This window comes from Paenibacillus sp. CFBP13512 (assembly GCF_005233705.1).
Taxonomy (GTDB): domain Bacteria; phylum Bacillota; class Bacilli; order Paenibacillales; family Paenibacillaceae; genus Saccharibacillus; species Saccharibacillus nuruki.
Map to the genome: position 1 here is coordinate 12,570 of NZ_QGAD01000029.1, position 17,310 is coordinate 29,879.

The 17,310-nt window shown below is 33.6% G+C and carries 22 protein-coding genes; 20 read left to right on the top strand and 2 right to left on the bottom strand.

The window, feature by feature from the left end; all coding sequences use genetic code 11:
* The first annotated feature begins 147 nt into the window (after nucleotides 1-147).
* The 13 genes from PaeCFBP13512_RS22270 to PaeCFBP13512_RS22330 all read left to right on the top strand — a co-directional run bounded on the left by PaeCFBP13512_RS22270 (nucleotide 148) and on the right by PaeCFBP13512_RS22330 (nucleotide 8,410).
* Nucleotides 148-3,705, top strand: a complete 3,558-nt coding sequence (locus PaeCFBP13512_RS22270) for a DNA topoisomerase 3 (protein ID WP_137226083.1) — start codon at nucleotides 148-150, stop codon at nucleotides 3,703-3,705.
* A gap of 86 nt (nucleotides 3,706-3,791) precedes the next feature.
* Nucleotides 3,792-4,109 (top strand): hypothetical protein, encoded by a 318-nt coding sequence (locus PaeCFBP13512_RS22275; protein WP_137226093.1) that lies wholly within the window; start codon nucleotides 3,792-3,794, stop codon nucleotides 4,107-4,109.
* Between the two features lie 30 nt (nucleotides 4,110-4,139).
* Nucleotides 4,140-4,418: a hypothetical protein gene (locus PaeCFBP13512_RS22280; RefSeq protein ID WP_137226095.1), complete on the top strand. Its 279-nt coding sequence runs from the start codon at nucleotides 4,140-4,142 to the stop codon at nucleotides 4,416-4,418.
* A gap of 73 nt (nucleotides 4,419-4,491) precedes the next feature.
* The gene (locus PaeCFBP13512_RS22285) at nucleotides 4,492-4,722 is read left to right on the top strand and encodes a hypothetical protein (RefSeq protein WP_137226097.1); all 231 of its coding nucleotides are present in this window, start codon (nucleotides 4,492-4,494) and stop codon (nucleotides 4,720-4,722) included.
* A gap of 1 nt (nucleotide 4,723) precedes the next feature.
* Nucleotides 4,724-5,317 (top strand): HNH endonuclease, encoded by a 594-nt coding sequence (locus PaeCFBP13512_RS22290; RefSeq protein ID WP_137226099.1) that lies wholly within the window; start codon nucleotides 4,724-4,726, stop codon nucleotides 5,315-5,317.
* A gap of 164 nt (nucleotides 5,318-5,481) precedes the next feature.
* Nucleotides 5,482-5,760, top strand: coding sequence for a hypothetical protein (locus PaeCFBP13512_RS22295; protein ID WP_137226101.1), 279 nt, complete (start codon nucleotides 5,482-5,484; stop codon nucleotides 5,758-5,760).
* A 30-nt stretch (nucleotides 5,761-5,790) separates the two neighbouring features.
* Nucleotides 5,791-6,093, top strand: a complete 303-nt coding sequence (locus tag PaeCFBP13512_RS22300; RefSeq protein ID WP_137226103.1) for a hypothetical protein — start codon at nucleotides 5,791-5,793, stop codon at nucleotides 6,091-6,093.
* Nucleotides 6,094-6,123: 30 nt separating this feature from the next.
* Entirely contained in the window at nucleotides 6,124-6,315 is a 192-nt protein-coding gene (locus PaeCFBP13512_RS22305; protein WP_137226105.1) for a hypothetical protein, read from the top strand.
* A gap of 29 nt (nucleotides 6,316-6,344) precedes the next feature.
* On the top strand, nucleotides 6,345-6,557 hold the full coding sequence (locus PaeCFBP13512_RS22310; protein ID WP_137226107.1) for a hypothetical protein: 213 nt from the start codon (nucleotides 6,345-6,347) through the stop codon (nucleotides 6,555-6,557).
* Nucleotides 6,558-6,639: 82 nt separating this feature from the next.
* Nucleotides 6,640-7,299: a hypothetical protein gene (locus tag PaeCFBP13512_RS22315; protein WP_137226109.1), complete on the top strand. Its 660-nt coding sequence runs from the start codon at nucleotides 6,640-6,642 to the stop codon at nucleotides 7,297-7,299.
* Nucleotides 7,296-7,817, top strand: a complete 522-nt coding sequence (locus tag PaeCFBP13512_RS22320; protein WP_137226111.1) for a hypothetical protein — start codon at nucleotides 7,296-7,298, stop codon at nucleotides 7,815-7,817. Before PaeCFBP13512_RS22315 ends, PaeCFBP13512_RS22320 begins: the two co-directional genes overlap by 4 nt.
* Nucleotides 7,818-7,914: 97 nt before the next feature.
* Complete coding sequence (locus tag PaeCFBP13512_RS22325; protein WP_137226113.1) at nucleotides 7,915-8,163, top strand: hypothetical protein; 249 nt, start codon at nucleotides 7,915-7,917, stop codon at nucleotides 8,161-8,163.
* A complete protein-coding gene (locus tag PaeCFBP13512_RS22330; protein ID WP_137226115.1) occupies nucleotides 8,138-8,410 on the top strand; it encodes a hypothetical protein in 273 nt (90 codons plus the stop codon). Before PaeCFBP13512_RS22325 ends, PaeCFBP13512_RS22330 begins: the two co-directional genes overlap by 26 nt.
* Before the next feature lie 119 nt (nucleotides 8,411-8,529).
* On the opposite strand, the gene PaeCFBP13512_RS22335 is transcribed toward PaeCFBP13512_RS22330, so the two are convergent.
* Nucleotides 8,530-9,150 (bottom strand): HD-GYP domain-containing protein, encoded by a 621-nt coding sequence (locus PaeCFBP13512_RS22335; protein WP_161594344.1) that lies wholly within the window; start codon nucleotides 9,148-9,150, stop codon nucleotides 8,530-8,532.
* Nucleotides 9,151-9,555: 405 nt separating this feature from the next.
* On the opposite strand from PaeCFBP13512_RS22335, the gene PaeCFBP13512_RS22340 reads away from it, so the two are divergent.
* Nucleotides 9,556-10,014: a hypothetical protein gene (locus PaeCFBP13512_RS22340; RefSeq protein WP_137226119.1), complete on the top strand. Its 459-nt coding sequence runs from the start codon at nucleotides 9,556-9,558 to the stop codon at nucleotides 10,012-10,014.
* Nucleotides 10,015-10,252: 238 nt separating this feature from the next.
* Nucleotides 10,253-10,711, top strand: coding sequence for a hypothetical protein (locus PaeCFBP13512_RS22345; RefSeq protein WP_137226121.1), 459 nt, complete (start codon nucleotides 10,253-10,255; stop codon nucleotides 10,709-10,711).
* Nucleotides 10,712-10,731: 20 nt separating this feature from the next.
* Here the strand turns inward: PaeCFBP13512_RS22345 and PaeCFBP13512_RS22350 are convergent, their stop codons facing one another.
* Nucleotides 10,732-11,511 carry a LytR/AlgR family response regulator transcription factor gene (locus tag PaeCFBP13512_RS22350; RefSeq protein WP_137226123.1) on the bottom strand — a complete coding sequence of 260 codons (780 nt, stop codon included), beginning with the start codon at nucleotides 11,509-11,511 and terminating at the stop codon, nucleotides 10,732-10,734.
* A gap of 494 nt (nucleotides 11,512-12,005) precedes the next feature.
* Here PaeCFBP13512_RS22350 and PaeCFBP13512_RS22355 point away from each other — a divergent pair, with 494 nt between their 5' ends.
* The 5 genes from PaeCFBP13512_RS22355 to PaeCFBP13512_RS22375 form a co-directional block, all read left to right on the top strand.
* Entirely contained in the window at nucleotides 12,006-13,358 is a 1,353-nt protein-coding gene (locus PaeCFBP13512_RS22355) for a hypothetical protein (protein ID WP_137226125.1), read from the top strand.
* 194 nt (nucleotides 13,359-13,552) lie between these two features.
* Nucleotides 13,553-14,599 carry a hypothetical protein gene (locus tag PaeCFBP13512_RS22360; protein WP_137226126.1) on the top strand — a complete coding sequence of 349 codons (1,047 nt, stop codon included), beginning with the start codon at nucleotides 13,553-13,555 and terminating at the stop codon, nucleotides 14,597-14,599.
* Between the two features lie 166 nt (nucleotides 14,600-14,765).
* Nucleotides 14,766-15,005, top strand: a complete 240-nt coding sequence (locus tag PaeCFBP13512_RS22365) for a hypothetical protein (RefSeq protein ID WP_137226128.1) — start codon at nucleotides 14,766-14,768, stop codon at nucleotides 15,003-15,005.
* Nucleotides 15,005-15,520 (top strand): HNH endonuclease, encoded by a 516-nt coding sequence (locus tag PaeCFBP13512_RS22370; RefSeq protein WP_137226130.1) that lies wholly within the window; start codon nucleotides 15,005-15,007, stop codon nucleotides 15,518-15,520. The genes PaeCFBP13512_RS22365 and PaeCFBP13512_RS22370 overlap by 1 nt, the downstream gene beginning before the upstream one ends.
* A 173-nt stretch (nucleotides 15,521-15,693) precedes the next feature.
* The coding region (locus tag PaeCFBP13512_RS22375; protein ID WP_137226132.1) for a hypothetical protein at nucleotides 15,694-17,310 on the top strand (1,617 nt) is incomplete at its 3' end.

A 17,310-nucleotide genomic window follows, 5' to 3' on the forward strand; every position in this document is an offset into this window, starting at 1 on the left:
ATTGAGATTTATAACAACTGACAGATTGCTTAAACTTATAAAAATAGTATAATTATATGTAATTGAATTTAATCAAAGCGAAGCACGCTTTCTCTAATCTATTAGAGGAAGTGTGCTTTTTTTGCTTTTAGCATAGGAGAGGTCGAGATGAAATTAATTATTGCTGAGAAAAAGGATCAAGCGGTTCGATTAGCTTCTCCTTTTCGCCAGAAAACTCAAGGTACGGGGTATATCGAGGTATTGCCAAATGACCATTTTCCCAAGGGAGCCTATTTTGCATGGGCATCTGGTCACTTAGTCAGCTTACAAGATCCAGAGGACTACTATGAGAATTGGAAGTCATGGAACTTAGAAACATTACCTATGTTACCTGAATCTTTTAAACTAAAGCCTACAAAAGAGAAAGCGGCTGCCTTCAAAAATCTACAAAAACTTTTGAAAAACCCTTCATTTACAGAGGTTATTAACGCCTGTGACCCTGGTCGTGAAGGAGAGGCTATCTTTACTTATATTTATTTATTAAGTGGCTCTAAAAAGCCTACTAAACGGTTATGGACATCTTCCTTAACATCCGATGCTGTCGTCAAAGCTTTTAGCAATTTGTTAGCAGGCGAAGCTAAAAAAAGTCTGTACCATGAAGCTTTTGCACGGGCTTGTGCAGATTGGCTAATCGGAATGAATACTTCTAGAGCATATACACTTCTTCTTCAAAAATCTCAAATAGATAAGAGCCAGAAATTTAATTTTTCTACCGGTCGCGTACAGACTCCCTTGTTGTCATTGATTGTTGAACGAGAACAAGCTATCGATCAATTTGTTTCAACACCTTACTGGGATTTATATGCCGATTTTAATATGAATGGTAAAGAGTATAGAGGTAAGTGGTTTGCTGGTGAAACGGATCGAATTTTAGAAAAAAACAAAGCAGAAGCACTTGCTACGTGGTGTTTAAATAAGCCTGCTGTTATTAAGGATATGGTTGTAGAAGATAAGAGTGTGCCTGCTCCGCAATTGTATGACCTTTCCACACTTCAAAAAAAAGCTAATGTGCTATATCAACTTAGCCCTGCTGAAGTCACTAGTGCTTGCCAAAAATTATATGATGCAGGCTATCAAAGTTATCCACGATCGGACTCAAAATATGTGAATCCGTCTGAAGCTGAACAGTTTCCATTAATTCTGGATCAATTGAGTAAATTGTTACCTTATCAATCCTTTTTCCCACTACCAGTAGATAGCATTTTGACGAATAAACGTTATGTAGATTCTAGCAAAATCGGGGAACACTATGCTATTATCCCAACCACCTTAGTACCTGATTTAAATAAGCTCTCAAAAGAAGAGGGCTTAATTTATGATCTAGTTGTAAAATCTTTAATCGCTGCACATTACGATGATCAAAAAGTACAGCACACATCAATTCTTACTTATATTAAGCAAGATAATGTTGAGTTTTCTTTTATGACTAGAGGGAAAATTATACTTAAGCCTGGATGGAAAAAAGTAATTCAGAGCGTTGACCAGGATAACCAAGATACAGTATTACCGAATGTAGTTATAGGAGAACAAGGATCGGCTTCGTGTACAGAAGCAAAAGAATGTTGGACATCTCCTCCTAAACGATACACCCAAGGTGATTTGATACCGTTGATGAAAAATGCAGGGAATACAATTACTGATAAAAACCTAAAAAAAGTGATGAAAAAAAATAACGGGTTAGGTACAGAAGCTACGCGTGCATCTATTATCCAAAGATTAACCAATCAGGAATACATTATCGTTAAAAAAAATCTAGTTTATCCTACACCGAAGGCACTAACTTTAATTAAAGCGATCGGTCATGCTTCTCCGTTAACATCTGCTGAAACAACAGCTAAGTGGGAAGAATATCTGTCTGGCATTGGAGAAGGCAAATATACGTATACCAGCTTTATTGATAGAGCGAAAGAATTAACTCAAAAACTAGTATACGATGCGACTCAGCGGATCGGGCAATTGGAGCCATCAGAGTTGCAAGTTATTGATAAAAAGCAGTCTACTACAAATCAACCCGTTAAGGTTCCAAAATCGCAGTCTTCTGTATCCAAACCAACGTCTTCAGCTAAAACTACCAAATCTGAAGAGGTGAAGCCTAGTATACCTAATTCTCAGACTAACGCTAGTCCAGAAAAGCAAATTCAGAAGACAGTTCCTGTAGCCATTCAAGTAAATACTCCTAAAGCGATATCTGCTAACGTCGCTTCACCTGTAGCGACAACCCCTAGAGTAAGAAGCATAAGTACTACAGGGACAGCAGAAAGCTTAGGAGCTTGTAAAAAGTGTGGTCATCCTGTAGTTGATCGTGGTAATTTTTTTGGTTGTATCCAGCTAGAGGACAATCTATGCGATTTCCGGATCAGTAAGAAAATTAAAGGTGTTGTAATCGAAGCAGAAACGATTACTGATTTATTAGTAAAAGGAAAATCAAAGTTAATCGAAGGATTTTTAAATACTCCTGCTGGTACATTCAATGCTTTTTTAACTTTTAATGATTCAGGGAAATTATCTTTTCAAAGTCCTCCTAAACTTGAGGCGTTGTTTCCTTTGAATTTACTCGAAGAATCGAAACACAAAAATATACTCACTAGCGATCAACGTGACATCATCAATATGATTGAAAAAGAATCTTTGAATTTAAAACTTGGCTGTAAAGTGGTTAGAGCCGTTTTTGGCCCCAAAGTGATTCGCTACGAAATCGAACCGGATGAAGGGCTGAATATCTCTTCTTTCAGACGTTACAAAGATAATTTTCAGTTAGCGCTTCAGGCAAAACAAATTACGGTGTATACACCTATACCAGGAGAGAGATATGTAGGTATTGAAATTCCTAACCCTAATCCATATGTAGTGAGTTTGAATACACTTTTGAATACGAAAGAATTTTTAACATCTCTTTTGAAACTATTTATTCCTATCGGTATGGATCAAATGGGAAATGTGATTTATGGAAATATTGCTAAGATGCCTCATTTACTTGTAGCTGGAGCAACCGACTCAGGTAAATCGGTAGGTCTCAATACTATTGTTATTAGTTTACTTGCTCGGTGTTCGCCTTCTGAACTAAAAATTATCTTTATTGATCCTAAACAAGTCGAGTTTAGTCAGTATGCCAATCTTCCTCATTTGTACCGACCGATCATTAAAGATGCCAAAGAGGGCATAGATGCCTTAGACAAATTAGTGAATGAAATGAATATGCGCTATAAGCTTTTAGATCAAGCTAAAGTCAAAAATATAGATAGCTACAATGAGAAAAGACTCATCAATCCAAGTCTTCCTGCTATGCCGTATATTGTGGTGTTTATAGACGAATTACGAGATCTAATGGAAAACTCAGCATCTAAAGTGGAATCAAGTATTGCTTCTTTAGCAAGTATGGCACGAGCTGCTGGTATCCATTTGATTATAGCCACTCAGCGTCCTTCTAAAGAGGTGGTTTCACCAATTATCAAAGCCAACCTACCCGTTCGTATTGCATTCTCTGTAGCCAGCATCCATGACTCTAGAGTGATTTTGGGTGAAGGTGGAGCAGAAGAACTATTAGGATCTGGAGATATGTTTTATGCACCAAAAAGTGGTCCAAAAATTCGTGCCGTTTCAGCCTATGTCTCTGATCAAGAAATCGAAAACATCGTAACGTATCTGTGTGATCGATATCGTGAATAAAATGACCCCTCTAAAATTTTGCGCTCTTTTTATTGGTATTGAATAATAATGTTATGACACTAATACCAATAAAAGGAGTGAATTCAATGATTACCGACCATGCAGTTATCAAGCAGCTTCTGAAAGAATGCGGGCTAGAACAGGAGCAAGTGAATTGGCATTCCATGACTGAAGCTGAAGGCGATATTATTTTAGCTGAATTGTATTTGATGTGTAGAGCTGCATTAACTTCTAATATCCCTTTACGAAATCGAGCAAAAGTAGCTTCTTGCTTTTACAGTAATGTGATTAATCGCCGTTTACATGTATTTGCCTCTAAGCAGGCAACACATGATTTAACTTTAAAGCGTTCTAATGTTTGTCTATTTACAGCTAAACGAAAATTCGCTCGCTCTATCGTTTGATTTGCTATCTAACTCTATAAGGAGAGCGCTATGAGAACGCAAAAAAATCTAGAATTATTAAACTCTATTCCTGTTCAAGATGCCTGTGCTAATCATGAGGGTTTAATCTATGTACTCGTTCAAAACACGGAAGCAAATTTAAAGATTCTCCGGCAGATTACAGGTTCCGATGATCCTATCCATATAACGTCTAGTGGAATCGATATTAGTGCTATTGCTTGGAATTTCACAACAGCAGAATGGTTTGATGGAAGTACCTTTTTATCAGGTAAGCCCGGACGATCGGGTGGGCAGATAATGGATTCTTAGTTTTCTAAAATTTATCCGGAATATCTGTAAACTGTATTTTAATCTTTTATATATATTAATGTGGAGGTCAAACATGAAAAATACCCTTGGTGATCTTAATATGCATTTATTTGCTCAGTTGGAACGCTTAAGTGATGAAGAATTAAAAGGTGAAAAGTTAATTGAAGAAATTGATAGATCAAAAGCTGTTACTAAAATAGCTACGCAGATTGTAGCAAATGCTGCTTTAGTTCTGGAGGCACGTAAGTTAGTCGATAACCGTATGAATGCTGATTTGAATTTACCAAAAATGCTGGAGGGATAATGTGAAACATCATTATACAGACCAACAAAAAAAATTCATCACTAAAAATATTAAAGGTCGTCTGGTAGCCGATTTAACAGAGAAATTTAATCGAGTATTTGGTACTGATTTAAGTTGTAATCAAATCCGAGCATTCATCAAAAATAATCGATTAAAAAGTGGGGTTCAATCCCAATTTCAGCAAGGACATATCCCTAATAACAAAGGGAAAAAAGGTATTCATTTTGGAGGGAAGGCTACTCAATTCAAAAAAGGAAGATTACCTCACAATTATATGCCAGTCGGATCAGAGCGTATTAATGGCTATGGTTATATTGATATCAAAATTGCTGATCCTAATAAATGGCGTGCAAAACACTTGATTATTTGGGAGGAGCATAATAAACAATCGATTCCTCCCGGATCAGTGGTGCTTTTTAGCGACCAAAATAAGTTGAATCTTGATCCCAATAATTTGATTCTTATCTCGCGCGGACAGTTAGGAATCATGAATAAACGTCATTTATGTTCAAAAGATACTGAGATTACTCGCACTGGTACTATTATTGCTAAACTTATTGAAAAAATTGGACAAACAAATAGTAATACGAAGTGAAATGTCATTCTCATTTTGAAAGTATAAGCTTCGTTCTAAAGTCATTAAAAGTTAAGAATCGTTAAGGCATACGCAAATTAACTTGTTATAAACTCTAAAAAAACTACATTGAAGAATCTAAATTTTAATACAGCTCAGTCAGAAAAGAGAGGGAGAGTAACTCTATGATTGATATCGAAAGAGAAACAATACATGAAGATGGATCAACTGAATTAAAAGTATTCAAGTTTGGCGTAATGGTGAATATGAATACAGTCACCTGCAAGCTCACTGGGATAAAAGTTTTTAAAAAGTCAAAATCTCAACGAAATAAACGATTGCTTCTTAGCTTAGAAAGCTATAGAACTGATGATCGAAAAAAGATGGATAACTATAAAAAGGATGAATCTATTCTGATCGATGCCGAAGAAGCTTTGAGAAAACTGATTCATGTTACTTTTTAAATAGACACTCTAAGAGAGGAAGATAATCAAATGAAAAAAGTAGAAGATAATAAACCCATAATGCATGTAGTGGGTGGCCAAAGAGTTTTTCCAACCATGACAAATAAACTTACTGAGAAAGAATATATGGTTATCAAAGCATTTGCTTGGAGTAAATTGCTTGGTGATAGGATGTTACCTGTGAAATGGCTAAAACCAAGCACAAAAGGTACAAAAGTAAATTTCAATATGGCTAAAAATCAAGGTGAATTTGATAAAGATCTTACAAAATTTAAAGATTATATTACCGAAGTTAATGAATTGTATCCTGATGTTGGCATAACGATAGATTAATTGGTCGACCTAGAAAGGAGAAGAGGACTAGTGACATCAATTGATTTAATACAACATTTAGTTCAAGGTGAACGTTGGTTTAACAATGGTTCTAAACGTAGCCGTGAAGTAACGAGATTTGATGGAATATTTGTCTATTACCTCAGTAATAATGGCAGAAACACAACGGGTATTTTCACTGAAAGATTTGCAAAATGGGCTAAAAGTACAGGAAAGATTTAGAAAATTCAACTAGAAAGGATAATGCATAAATGGACATAGAATCATTTACAGAATGCCCACATTGTAAAAGTGATGAAGGATATTTTAGGAAAGATTATGTCAAAGGTCGTATGCAGTATAGATTTAACTTTGATGGATCAGAAGCAGACAATGGTGATATGTATGAACTATTGAACTTTAACCACGGTAAAAAAGCCTATTGTCTTAATTGTAAAAAACCAATTTGCTCTATGAATTTGTAAGAAGGATACCACAACTAGGCTTTATGAGCGGGCTAAAAGGCTTAGAACAAAAGCAAAGTAATACTATAAAGGAGAATTAGATATGATTGCCTTAAAAAGGTTAGATACTCAAGAACAATTTCATAGTTTAGCAAAAGGTCAAGAACTTATTGTTCATTGGAAAGAGGCAAGCGAAGAACATCGTAAAGGTAATAAGATCAGTATGTACAAAATGGTTAGAATTTCTGATGACAACGAATTGATTTTAAAAGTAAAAGGTAATGTATATTTTAATATTTCAATGTATTTAAAAGGATTATCTGCCGTAGAAGATGTCTCAATAGTAGTTCCAGAAAATTTACTTCGTACAGAGAATCAACGTCTGCGGAAAGAACTTGAAGACGTGCGCAGATGCTTTGATCATATTTATGTACAATTTGATGGAATTAACGCGTCTAAAGCAGCCCAACGTGGGATTCAGTCTATAGAATCAGCACTCCATTCTCCTACAGCTGAAAAAGAAGCAACTTGTATGCCAGAGCAGATCCCTTGGATAGCTTATAATCCACAAAATCCTCCACCTTTAGATATTAAGTATTTAATTACAGATGGTATCGATACTGATTTTGGTCAAATGGGTTTTGATGCTTTTGACGAAGAATATCTGTGGTTGCGATATGATAACTGTCAATTCAGTGCAGATCATATCACTCATTATGCAGTTATCAACTTGCCAGCACAGGAAGGAGATACAGAGGTATGACACAACAAAAACGTATTGCGGAGGAAGATTTAAACAAATGCAAGCTTAATGGAGGATTCATCTATGACGAAGTGTTACCTTACTGGATCAAAGAAGCAGAAAGAATGAAAGCTAGAGCCGATCAGTTAGCTTCTGAATCATCCAAACAATTTCTTGGTATGACAAATGCTTTAAGGCGTGCAGAAGCAGCAGAGCAGGATTTAGAAGCTCAACGTATACGGGCAGACCGCTATCAAAATATGTACCAGGAGCAAGAAAAACAAATGCTTAAATGGACATCTGATGATAGTGATATGAAAGAGGTATTTAAAGACCGTATGCGTGAAGAAATGAATGAACGGAACGAATCACAAGCAAAACTAATTTTAGTAGAGCAGGAGTGCAATAAGCTAATCAATTTACTCGAAAAAATCGAAACAGCACTCGAATATCACGAATGGACAGATTACATGCAATACGTATCTGATGAAATCACAGCCTACCGAGAAGGGAGTAATACAGATGCCAAGAGAGATTAAGTTTAGATTTTCGGATGTTGAACAGCAGATAATGCTTTTTCCAAATCTTCCAGAACAGATGAATATAGCATCTTATAATTGTAGGAGGGACAAACGTATGGAGAGGAAAGTTAAGCTAGGCGACCTAATACTCGCTAAGGATACAGGCAGTATACATGAAGTTCATGCGATATGGCCACAGGGAGCTTCTAAGTTTGTTGATTTTGGGGCTAGACGATTAGAGCCAATGGGGAACGACCGACATGGTAATAGCATTCCGAGTGGTCGAGGTTTTTCATACAGCAATGACAACTGGGAATTTTATGATGGAGGTGAAACGTATGTCGGATCAAAAGCCAAACGTTGACTTACATGTAGAAGAATATACAGATCAACACTCAGGACGTACTTACGATGTCTATCATATTGGTGGAGAAATAAACGAGAAGCATGGAGCAACTACTCGGGGTCCTCTAACTTGTACAAGTTGTTCAAAAACTCATATCTATAAATGGCAAAACAATGATCGTTGGATTGTGTTTTCTTGTCCAATATGTAATGCTATTTCAGCTTGGTGGGAAGAATGTTATTCTGATGAAGAAGAGGAACAATAAATTCAACAAATTCACATATGAATAAGCATTAAACAACGCAAACAAAAAGCTTGATGTACTTATGTTTCAAGTAGATCAGGCTTTTTGTTTGCGTTGTCTTGGTTAAATGTACCCTGTTATTATGAAGTCATACTTATTTTTTTCAACATCACTGGATCTATTTCAATAGTACGATTTTGATAGCAATCAATAAAAGCATTAACTACCATTACATCAAATTGTGTGCCAGCGTTTGAACGTAGTTGGTCTAGGGCTTTTTCAGGAGATAAAGCAGGACTATAACTCCTAGATGTAGTCATAGCATCAAAGGCATCACATACAGAGATAATACGAGCTGCTAGAGGGATATCCTCTCCTTTCAATCGAGAAGGGTAACCTGTACCATCAAAACGCTCATGATGGTGTAAAATGCTTTTATCAATTCCACGAATACATAATTCATGAATACCTGAAATAATATCGTAGCCTTGAGTGGGATGCATCATAATAGATTGAAATTCTTCATCAGATAATTTACCTGGTTTTAATAGAATATTTTCAGGGGTTCCGATCTTCCCGATATCGTGCAATAATGCTCCAATTTCAATGTTTTGAATTTCAGGAGCAGACAGTTTTAGTTTAAGCGCTACTTTACGAGCATAGTTTTGAACGTTACGGCAATGCAACGCCGTATATGGATCTCTGGCAAATAAAGCTTTCGCTAACGAATCAATGGTTTCTGAACTACTAATATTGGACATATTAACTCCCTTTATGGTCATATTATTTTATTATGGATGTATTATTTAATTATTTGTATACAAAAAAAGCACCACACTGCTACGTAAACATAGCTAGAGTGGTGCTTCCACGGTTGGTATTATATTATAATTCAGTATAACAGATTTGATAAGTAAAGCAAAAGTATAAATTACCTATTTTGTATGTGCCAATGGTAAGAGATTCATTATGAACGCATATGATGATTTAGTTTCCAGAAATTACATTGACATATTTAACGTATTTATTCATAATAAACTTAAATGAATAAACAACAGAGGAAGCACCTCTAATCATCTATGATGAGGTGCTTCCTGTATGCTTAAAAGAGCTAATTGGAATTTTCCAATTAGCTCTTTTTTATTTTCATATGGGAGTGAGTGGTAGTGTTAATCAAAAAAATTGAACTGATAATTTTAAATGCCATTAAAGATGATACAAGAACGATTAAAACAATCGAACAAAAAACGGGTATTGCCTACGGCACGGTAAAATTCCACTTACGTAAAATGGCAGAAGTAAATCTGATCCACGGTATTGATAAAAAATACGAAGTACTTGTCAATGATTTAGTAGTAGCATCAGACAGTGAGGTGAGAAAAGAAAGGAAATTATTAATTAAACAACATCCACCTAAAGCGTTCCATGATCTTAAACAAGAAGAACTTGAAGAACTCGTTTATTTCGTAACTATGCAATTCAAAGCAGGCATATCTCGTCAAAAAGTCTTTTTAAAACTGGTAGCTCAAGGTTGGCAAATTTTAAAATGGGAATTTCTAGTGTTTATAGATATGCATAAAATCCCTAATCATTATTCATTAGATGATACAGAACAAGGGAATTAAAGCTTTAGAAAGAATTAAATGATTTTAACCATTGGTAAATAAATATCATGTTTCAAAACCTAAAATTGTGGAATAAGATTTTAGGAAACCAGACCTAAGAATCATTATTTTATTCAAAAAACGCCTATTTCAGACAGGAAATCGGACATTTCGAGCATTTTCTATTTATTTGGCTTCAATATTTTGTTATATTAGGCGCATGTAGAAAGAACTATAAAATTAATGGAGAGATGTTAATATGAGTACTTTAGATGTTACAAATACCCCTAATCGTTCGGATGCACAAATGATAACTCCAGCCTTAAATGCTGGAAGCAATAATACAAAACTTTTTCAGCAAATCAAAGCAGAACTACTTGCTTTTGAGTCTACAAAAATGATGGCTACTTTAGCGAAACATGAAAGAAAATTCTTTGTACGAAATAATCAACTTCATATTTCTTACAATCAGATCTCAATACCTTTAGGCATTACGACAAGCGTAGCTGTTGAAAAAGAGAATTCAGATAGCAATACTCAATTAGTAGGATTAGATCGTAAAAAATTAAAAACATATCTGATTTTGATTGAAAATACTCTTACTAATATTGATCCGATAGATTATGGCGAAATTACGTTAGGTTATGAAATCCAAGAAGATGGATCAGTGAATGGAAACATTCTTATACAAACTCAGGTTAACCATTCACGATTATAAAAATTTCTAGAAGATCACATTTAAATAAATTTAGATAATTGATCTAAAGCTAGATTGTAGTTTTTTCTGGTCAGAGGTATATCTTCTTCTACGTCTTGAAGATTTATCTGAAATGCTTTTTTGGTCGAACGTGAGAATTCATCTGTACAGATCATCTGGATATAATTTAGATTAATTAAAAAACTGCGATGAGAAAAAATAATCGCATCGCTACTTTTTTCTTTAATCTCTTTTAAATTGGAAGTAGTCTCAATCACTTGTCCAGAACTAAGATGGACTAATGATTTAGTTCTTGATGATTTGTTTTTCTCTACATATACTATTTGGTTCTCATCGATCATTCTTACTTGATGATCAACGACCAATTGAATCATATGTTTTTCCACAATGCTGTAAGATTTAACAACTCTATTCATGTGTATTTGAGCTTTGGCTTTAGCCAAAGCTTTTTTTAATCGTTCTGGATCATACGGCTTAGTTATATAATCAATAGTATCTAACTCAAAGCCAGCTAGTAGATGTTTTGTATCTACTGATCCTGTCGTAAATATTAGCTGCAATAGCGGATTTGATCCATCTGCTATCACTTGTTTTACTGCTGATATACCATCTAACTTTTGCAATCCTATATCAAGTAGTAAAATATCCGGTTGGTGTATTTTTGCCTCTTCAATAAGTTTTAATCCGGATTTCACTGTTTTACAAACAATATACCCTTCTCCTGTAACTATCTCTTCCAATACTGAGAGTTGGAATGGTTCATCTTCTGCGATTAGAACTTTATATCTTTGTTGATCCAACTTGTTCACGTCCTCAATTCAATAATATTCCTGATTATACTCTTAGATTTCCAAATCTATCTGATTAAAAACTATGCAAATTTTTAGAAAATATTGTTAATTAATAATGACTATTTTATTATCTTGCATAAAATCCTTTTACTGTAGGATTACATATGAATTATGTAATGGTACAAAAATAAAGCAATATGTATCAAACTGTAAGTATTAGAATAGCAGATATCATTATAAAGGGATTTGATGCTATTTAAAATATTATATATTGTGAAATCAACTTGTATTTGTAAATTATGTCGTTTCTCGATAGTTATTTTAATTTTTTTTTATAAAAAGTCGATAATAATAGTTATAGTTTGTAGGAAATAGAGATTTATGTAGATGTGATTCCAAATTTAAGGTATTTATAAATTGACGATCTTTTTTTTAGAATCTATACTTAATTAGTAAGCTTCGTCCTAAAAATCCAGCCATTGCTAAAAAAGGAGAATGGTACATTGACTATTGAGTTGTCTATTGAAAATGTAATTCGTTCATATATACAAAAAAAACAGATAACGCTTAAAGATCTGGCAGAGCAAACCAATATCAATAGAGGAAATATGTCAGCTGCAATCAATCGCAACTCTAAAAAAATCCTTTCCATTCCGCAGCTAGATTCCCTCACAGAAGTAGTAGGTTTTCCAAAGGGCGCATTGTATGATGCTTTTTTTAAAGATTTCAAAGTATCTAAAATTGATATGAGACGAACACGTAAATTTATTTTAGCTTGTGCTGATTTAAAACGACTCGATCTTATCAACCAAATTATTGAATTTTGCTATGAAGACAGGAAATTTATCACGAATGCTTTTGAAATAGCTGAAGAACTTTATAACCTAGAATTCAAAGATTCGGCTAGTATATTATATAACTCTGTTGTTAAGTATGAATTTAACGCTAATTCAGATAGACTTTCGATCAGTTACTATCGCCTTTTTATTATTCACAAAGATGACACTGAACTGGGCTTTAAATACGCTAGTCAATTTTATCCTTATCGGTTGAAACTACCCTTAGATTTGAAGCTGGATGGTATAGTCGCACTTGCTTATGCTTATGGTGTACAAAATAAATGGTCAGATGTAGATATTCTTTCAGAAGAGTTACGGGTTCTTACTCAAACTATATATGACCAGGAATTGTATAAAGATGATGACTTCTTGCCGGCACGTCCCTTTGTCTATTACTTTGGGCAAAGCTATCTTATGAGAGAGAGCATGTTTGAATTTTATAAAGAGTATGAGAAAGCTCTTTTATGGAATGAAAAATATCGCGATCTGAGTTGGTTTAAAGATTTAGATGAAAAAGGAAAAGAGCAGGTTGAACTTTATACGCATTTTGCGGAGACTAACTTGCGAGCAATCCATTTAAAAATGGGGGATGAGTCAGTTGTAATGGACTACTACGACTCCTTAAAAAATGACCCAACTGAAATGACGTTTGGGATCACTAATATTCTTGAAGCCGCTAATAAGTATACATTTAATATTGATAACATATTAGTAGATTATGAAGAATTCTCTCAAAAAACTTATGTCGAGAAAAATGAGAGCAAAAAATACACTAAACTTTTTATGATCCAACATCAAGCAAATTTAGACTACCAATATGCTATTTACTTATTCAATTCGAATAATCATTCACTTGGAATAAAAAAACTTTTGCAGAGTTTGTATAATTCGGTTACTATTGCTAATATAACCACTGCTTTTGATTGTGTTCTAACATTCAATGGTTATAGAGAATATGCTACTAAAGAGCAAATTATTGAATTTAACAACATATGTAAAGGGGCTCTCACCAGATGAAAGAAAAACTTTATAAAATTTCTTTAAAACTTATGATTGTAGTACTTGTAACCTACAAAGCAAATGAAGTTTTAACAACAATGGGACATGGATTCGGAACCTAAAAGAAATGCTCTGGGATAACCCAGAGCATTTTTTAATGATCTTCACTATCGTTATTAAATTATATCCAATTTAGTAAGGGAGTCTTCACATTGCTTAATTATATCCATCCACATTCTGGACTTATCATTTATACTCAATCTGAACGAACATTAGATCCATTACATTCTTTTTATATGGAGTACCCGAATGTATTAGATAAAGATAATAATGAATATGTAATTAATCCAGAACTTTTATTTCAAATTCGACACCCGGATATGAGTAACATGATAGCCAAGATGGGAGAAAGCAACTTTTTCTCATTACATCGAGTTTTTTTAAGTTATTATGAAGCTTCAACAATCCTAAGAGATTTCTGGAATCACTATGTAGGTGATAGAATAATCATAAAAGACAAAGAAATTGATATAAAACATATCGAAGAGTTAGTAACCGCTTACAAAGTTCCTATTTTCAATTCACAAACTCTGAATAAGGCAACCCATATATTAAATCAAAAGAAAAAACGATCTATGGAAATTGATCCATTCCAGGAATATCTATGGGCAACTCAAATGAGTGAACTTCTCCAATTTTATGATTTGTCCCCATTCTCAAAACCTTATTTAATGACTCGTAGTATTTTTGAAAGTTCTTACATATTTAAAGGAGCAATGATGAAAAAGGAAATTAGTGTTGTATTATATGAATGGGCTAATATCTATAGCTACAAACAAGCCGATTTTATCAAAAGAATAAGCAATATTTTAGAAACTATAAAATCGGATATTGTACGTAACCAAGATCGATATGACAAACTCTCAAAGACCCCTGAAATCAATCAGTTAGTTTATTGGCTAGATAAGCAAATCCATAGCAATAATCACTACAAACAGTGTTTTTTTGGAGTATTTAATGCTTCAGATTTATTGGGAGCTTATTCAAGACATGGTAGTTCTCAAATAAATGGAATCAAAGGAATAAATAAAGTAGAAGATTTATCTTGTAAAGACATTATTACTAGTTGGAGAGATGATCATTTGCTTCCTTCAGATGAGCAATTTATGAAGTTGTTTAAGTTATGGTATTTTACTACATCTTATTTGCTTATTAATTGGATCAGATTACCACATTTCACTAATGAAACTTCTGATTAAATCTTCAGTTAAATGATAGTTGTTATGTTTTTAGTATTAGGTGGTTATGCACCTAGATCATTTTTGAACAAATATACAACTGTATAAACCAATATTAATAAACACTTGTTATAGCTGAAAGTTGGATTTAGAAGTAATAAATTAAAATTTATAGGAGGTATATAAAATGTCTATATTCTATCCTGACAATACTAATCGTAGAAATCGTGTTTATCAGCTGGTAAATGAAGCTTCAACTTATCTGACAAATGCACACACAAATTTTGCTATTCTACAAAATCAACTTGTTCAACTCAATACTAAAGTTGATTCTGCTTATAAAGCAATTAATATTACTGAGTTATTAAAAGCCAATGATAATTCGAATAAAGCTTGGACAAATGAAGACGATATCGGTAGCTACTAATGAAAATATCTACAAACAAAAGAGTAGGAACAGGTATGTTTAGCCGGATGAATTATCAAGTACAACGTGGCATGAAAGAAATTCTAACTATTCGTGACTTGAGTATGCGCGATTGGCATGAAATCAAAAACTTTTTTAATAATCAATGTGCTTACTGCGGAATAGAAGATACTGGAGATAGCCGTAATGGTCTTGTTCCAGACCACCTCATTCCAGCTGTCGACTATGGAGATTATGTCATTGGAAATGTGATCCCTGCTTGTCATGGTTGTAACGATCGCAGAGGAAAGAAAAATTGGGAACCTTGGTTAGTTGCTAATTATCCTACTCAAGCAGAACAGAGAGTAGCTGTTGTCAAAGAATATCTAAATAAATTTCCATACGATCATCATTTGAATCCCATTGAAAAATTAAGTCCCTTAGATCAACAAGAATATGAAGCTATTTTAAAAGAATGGAATATTATTTTAAATAGAGCAAAAAATCTGAGAGACAAATTAAAAGAGCCTAATTAGTAGGATATTCTCTGCTAATTAGGCTCTTTATATACATCCATAACTCAATTCAATTTTTGACTTTACAGGATGCTCAAGGGTTAAATCAAATTAGGCTATTCATTAATTCGACAATCACATTTGAGTTGCTATACATTGATAATAAATACAAGTGAAGATAGGAGAATAGCCAAATGAAGGATATGTATACTGGTATAGATGGATTGGAACAGGCTTTATTGCTGTGGGCTGATATTACTGGCATTTCTCCGGAGAAAACAGGGGGTACTTTTACAGTAGACCAATGGAGAATTAGAGAAATGAATAATGAACTTAAAGAATCATTAGCTTATGATCCAACTAAAATTACAACTATTATGTTATTAGAATGTTATCTGAATGATTTTATAGATAATCGTTCTTTAAGTCTTCGATCCATAGTAGAAGATACTAATTTTATGCAGGAATATTTTACTAAGATTAAGAAACTAGCTAGCATCATTTCATCAGAAGATATATTGAAAATCAAAAGTGAATTTCAAAAGAATATTATTTCTTCACTTAACCATTATGGTGTTACAAAACCTAATACATTTGAAATGGTAAACGATCTAACAGCTTTAAGCTTTCTTAGACGTGATGCTTTTAAATCTATGCACACTTTAGAATGTCATCAATTTTTACAAGGAACCCCAGAAGATAACAAACCTCTATATCATCAAGATGTATATCAGTTTTGGGATATTAATAGTCTGATTTATTTATTAGCCCAATCTCCATCGGGAATTTGTCTTAGTCTTATAAAAGATCCATTTGATTCCTCTTCTTATTTTGTTTTTGGAATCAGAAATGGAGGAACCATATCTATACTAACAGATAAAGATCGTGAGTCTCATCCGTTACAAAAGTATATGTCAAGACGACCTGACCGTGATTTAGCTTCTAGGATGTGGAAACATCACTTTCCATATAGTGTAATGGATATTGAAATAGAGGATAGCGGATTTAGTGCTTATGCTAAGAAAAGAAAGCAAGATGAGGTAATTTCTTATCAAACTGAATTTATATCTATTAAAAAAATCTCTGACTTAGAGCCAAATGAAATGATTTGGGTATCCATGTTATTCTCTCAAATTGAGAAAAAGTTTTGGAAAGAAGCATATAAGGCTCCAGAGTTATCATATACCACAGATATGATAACTCAAAAAAAAATTATAAAAGTTGCTCAAGAGTTGCCAGGTATAATTGAAGATTATAAGCCTCTAGAAGCCCCATTAATAACTACTTCTCTACTAACAGATCCTAATATAGATTTAGATTGGGATTACCCTGCTGAAGGCATTAATAGCTGGATGGAGAAAAGATATAAAGATCTAGTAAGTGATGAGATTTTGAATCAAAATGGGGAAAATGATAATAAAATATTAATAGGTGAAGCGGATCAATCAGAAGAATTAATTACATCTTTGCAAGGACATTATAATGAAGTTGATATTAGTACAAATCATTTTCTAATTGTGGATAAAGATACTTTTTGGGAATTTAATGTGTTTGGAAAGAGTGTATATAAAAGATCTATAGAATTAAAATCCGCAGACCCTTCAAAATTTGGTACTGAAAATGAAATTTTACGCGAACAACGATGGTTTGCACGATACAATCAAGCTTCTATAGTTAACTATGCTGCTCAACAAGAATTTATAAAGCGTAAATCTGAAATGTTGGATTGGGTAAAAGAACGTATTTATAAAAATTTAGATTTTTTGTATCAATCTATTGCTCAAGGAGAATTAAAGATTATAAAACCAAAA

Bases quoted from the DNA above. Each gene is read 5' to 3' on its own strand.
- PaeCFBP13512_RS22365 (WP_137226128.1), top strand. From the start codon at position 14,766: ATGTCTATATTCTATCCTGACAATACTAATCGTAGAAATCGTGTTTAT.
- PaeCFBP13512_RS22345 (WP_137226121.1), top strand. From the start codon at position 10,253: ATGAGTACTTTAGATGTTACAAATACCCCTAATCGTTCGGATGCACAA.
- PaeCFBP13512_RS22310 (WP_137226107.1), top strand. From the start codon at position 6,345: ATGGACATAGAATCATTTACAGAATGCCCACATTGTAAAAGTGATGAA.
- PaeCFBP13512_RS22320 (WP_137226111.1), top strand. From the start codon at position 7,296: ATGACACAACAAAAACGTATTGCGGAGGAAGATTTAAACAAATGCAAG.
- PaeCFBP13512_RS22335 (WP_161594344.1), bottom strand. From the start codon at position 9,150: ATGTCCAATATTAGTAGTTCAGAAACCATTGATTCGTTAGCGAAAGCT.
- PaeCFBP13512_RS22275 (WP_137226093.1), top strand. From the start codon at position 3,792: ATGATTACCGACCATGCAGTTATCAAGCAGCTTCTGAAAGAATGCGGG.
- PaeCFBP13512_RS22315 (WP_137226109.1), top strand. From the start codon at position 6,640: ATGATTGCCTTAAAAAGGTTAGATACTCAAGAACAATTTCATAGTTTA.
- PaeCFBP13512_RS22285 (WP_137226097.1), top strand. From the start codon at position 4,492: ATGAAAAATACCCTTGGTGATCTTAATATGCATTTATTTGCTCAGTTG.
- PaeCFBP13512_RS22280 (WP_137226095.1), top strand. From the start codon at position 4,140: ATGAGAACGCAAAAAAATCTAGAATTATTAAACTCTATTCCTGTTCAA.
- PaeCFBP13512_RS22295 (WP_137226101.1), top strand. From the start codon at position 5,482: ATGATTGATATCGAAAGAGAAACAATACATGAAGATGGATCAACTGAA.
- PaeCFBP13512_RS22300 (WP_137226103.1), top strand. From the start codon at position 5,791: ATGAAAAAAGTAGAAGATAATAAACCCATAATGCATGTAGTGGGTGGC.
- PaeCFBP13512_RS22270 (WP_137226083.1), top strand. From the start codon at position 148: ATGAAATTAATTATTGCTGAGAAAAAGGATCAAGCGGTTCGATTAGCT.
- PaeCFBP13512_RS22325 (WP_137226113.1), top strand. From the start codon at position 7,915: ATGGAGAGGAAAGTTAAGCTAGGCGACCTAATACTCGCTAAGGATACA.
- PaeCFBP13512_RS22330 (WP_137226115.1), top strand. From the start codon at position 8,138: ATGTCGGATCAAAAGCCAAACGTTGACTTACATGTAGAAGAATATACA.
- PaeCFBP13512_RS22370 (WP_137226130.1), top strand. From the start codon at position 15,005: ATGAAAATATCTACAAACAAAAGAGTAGGAACAGGTATGTTTAGCCGG.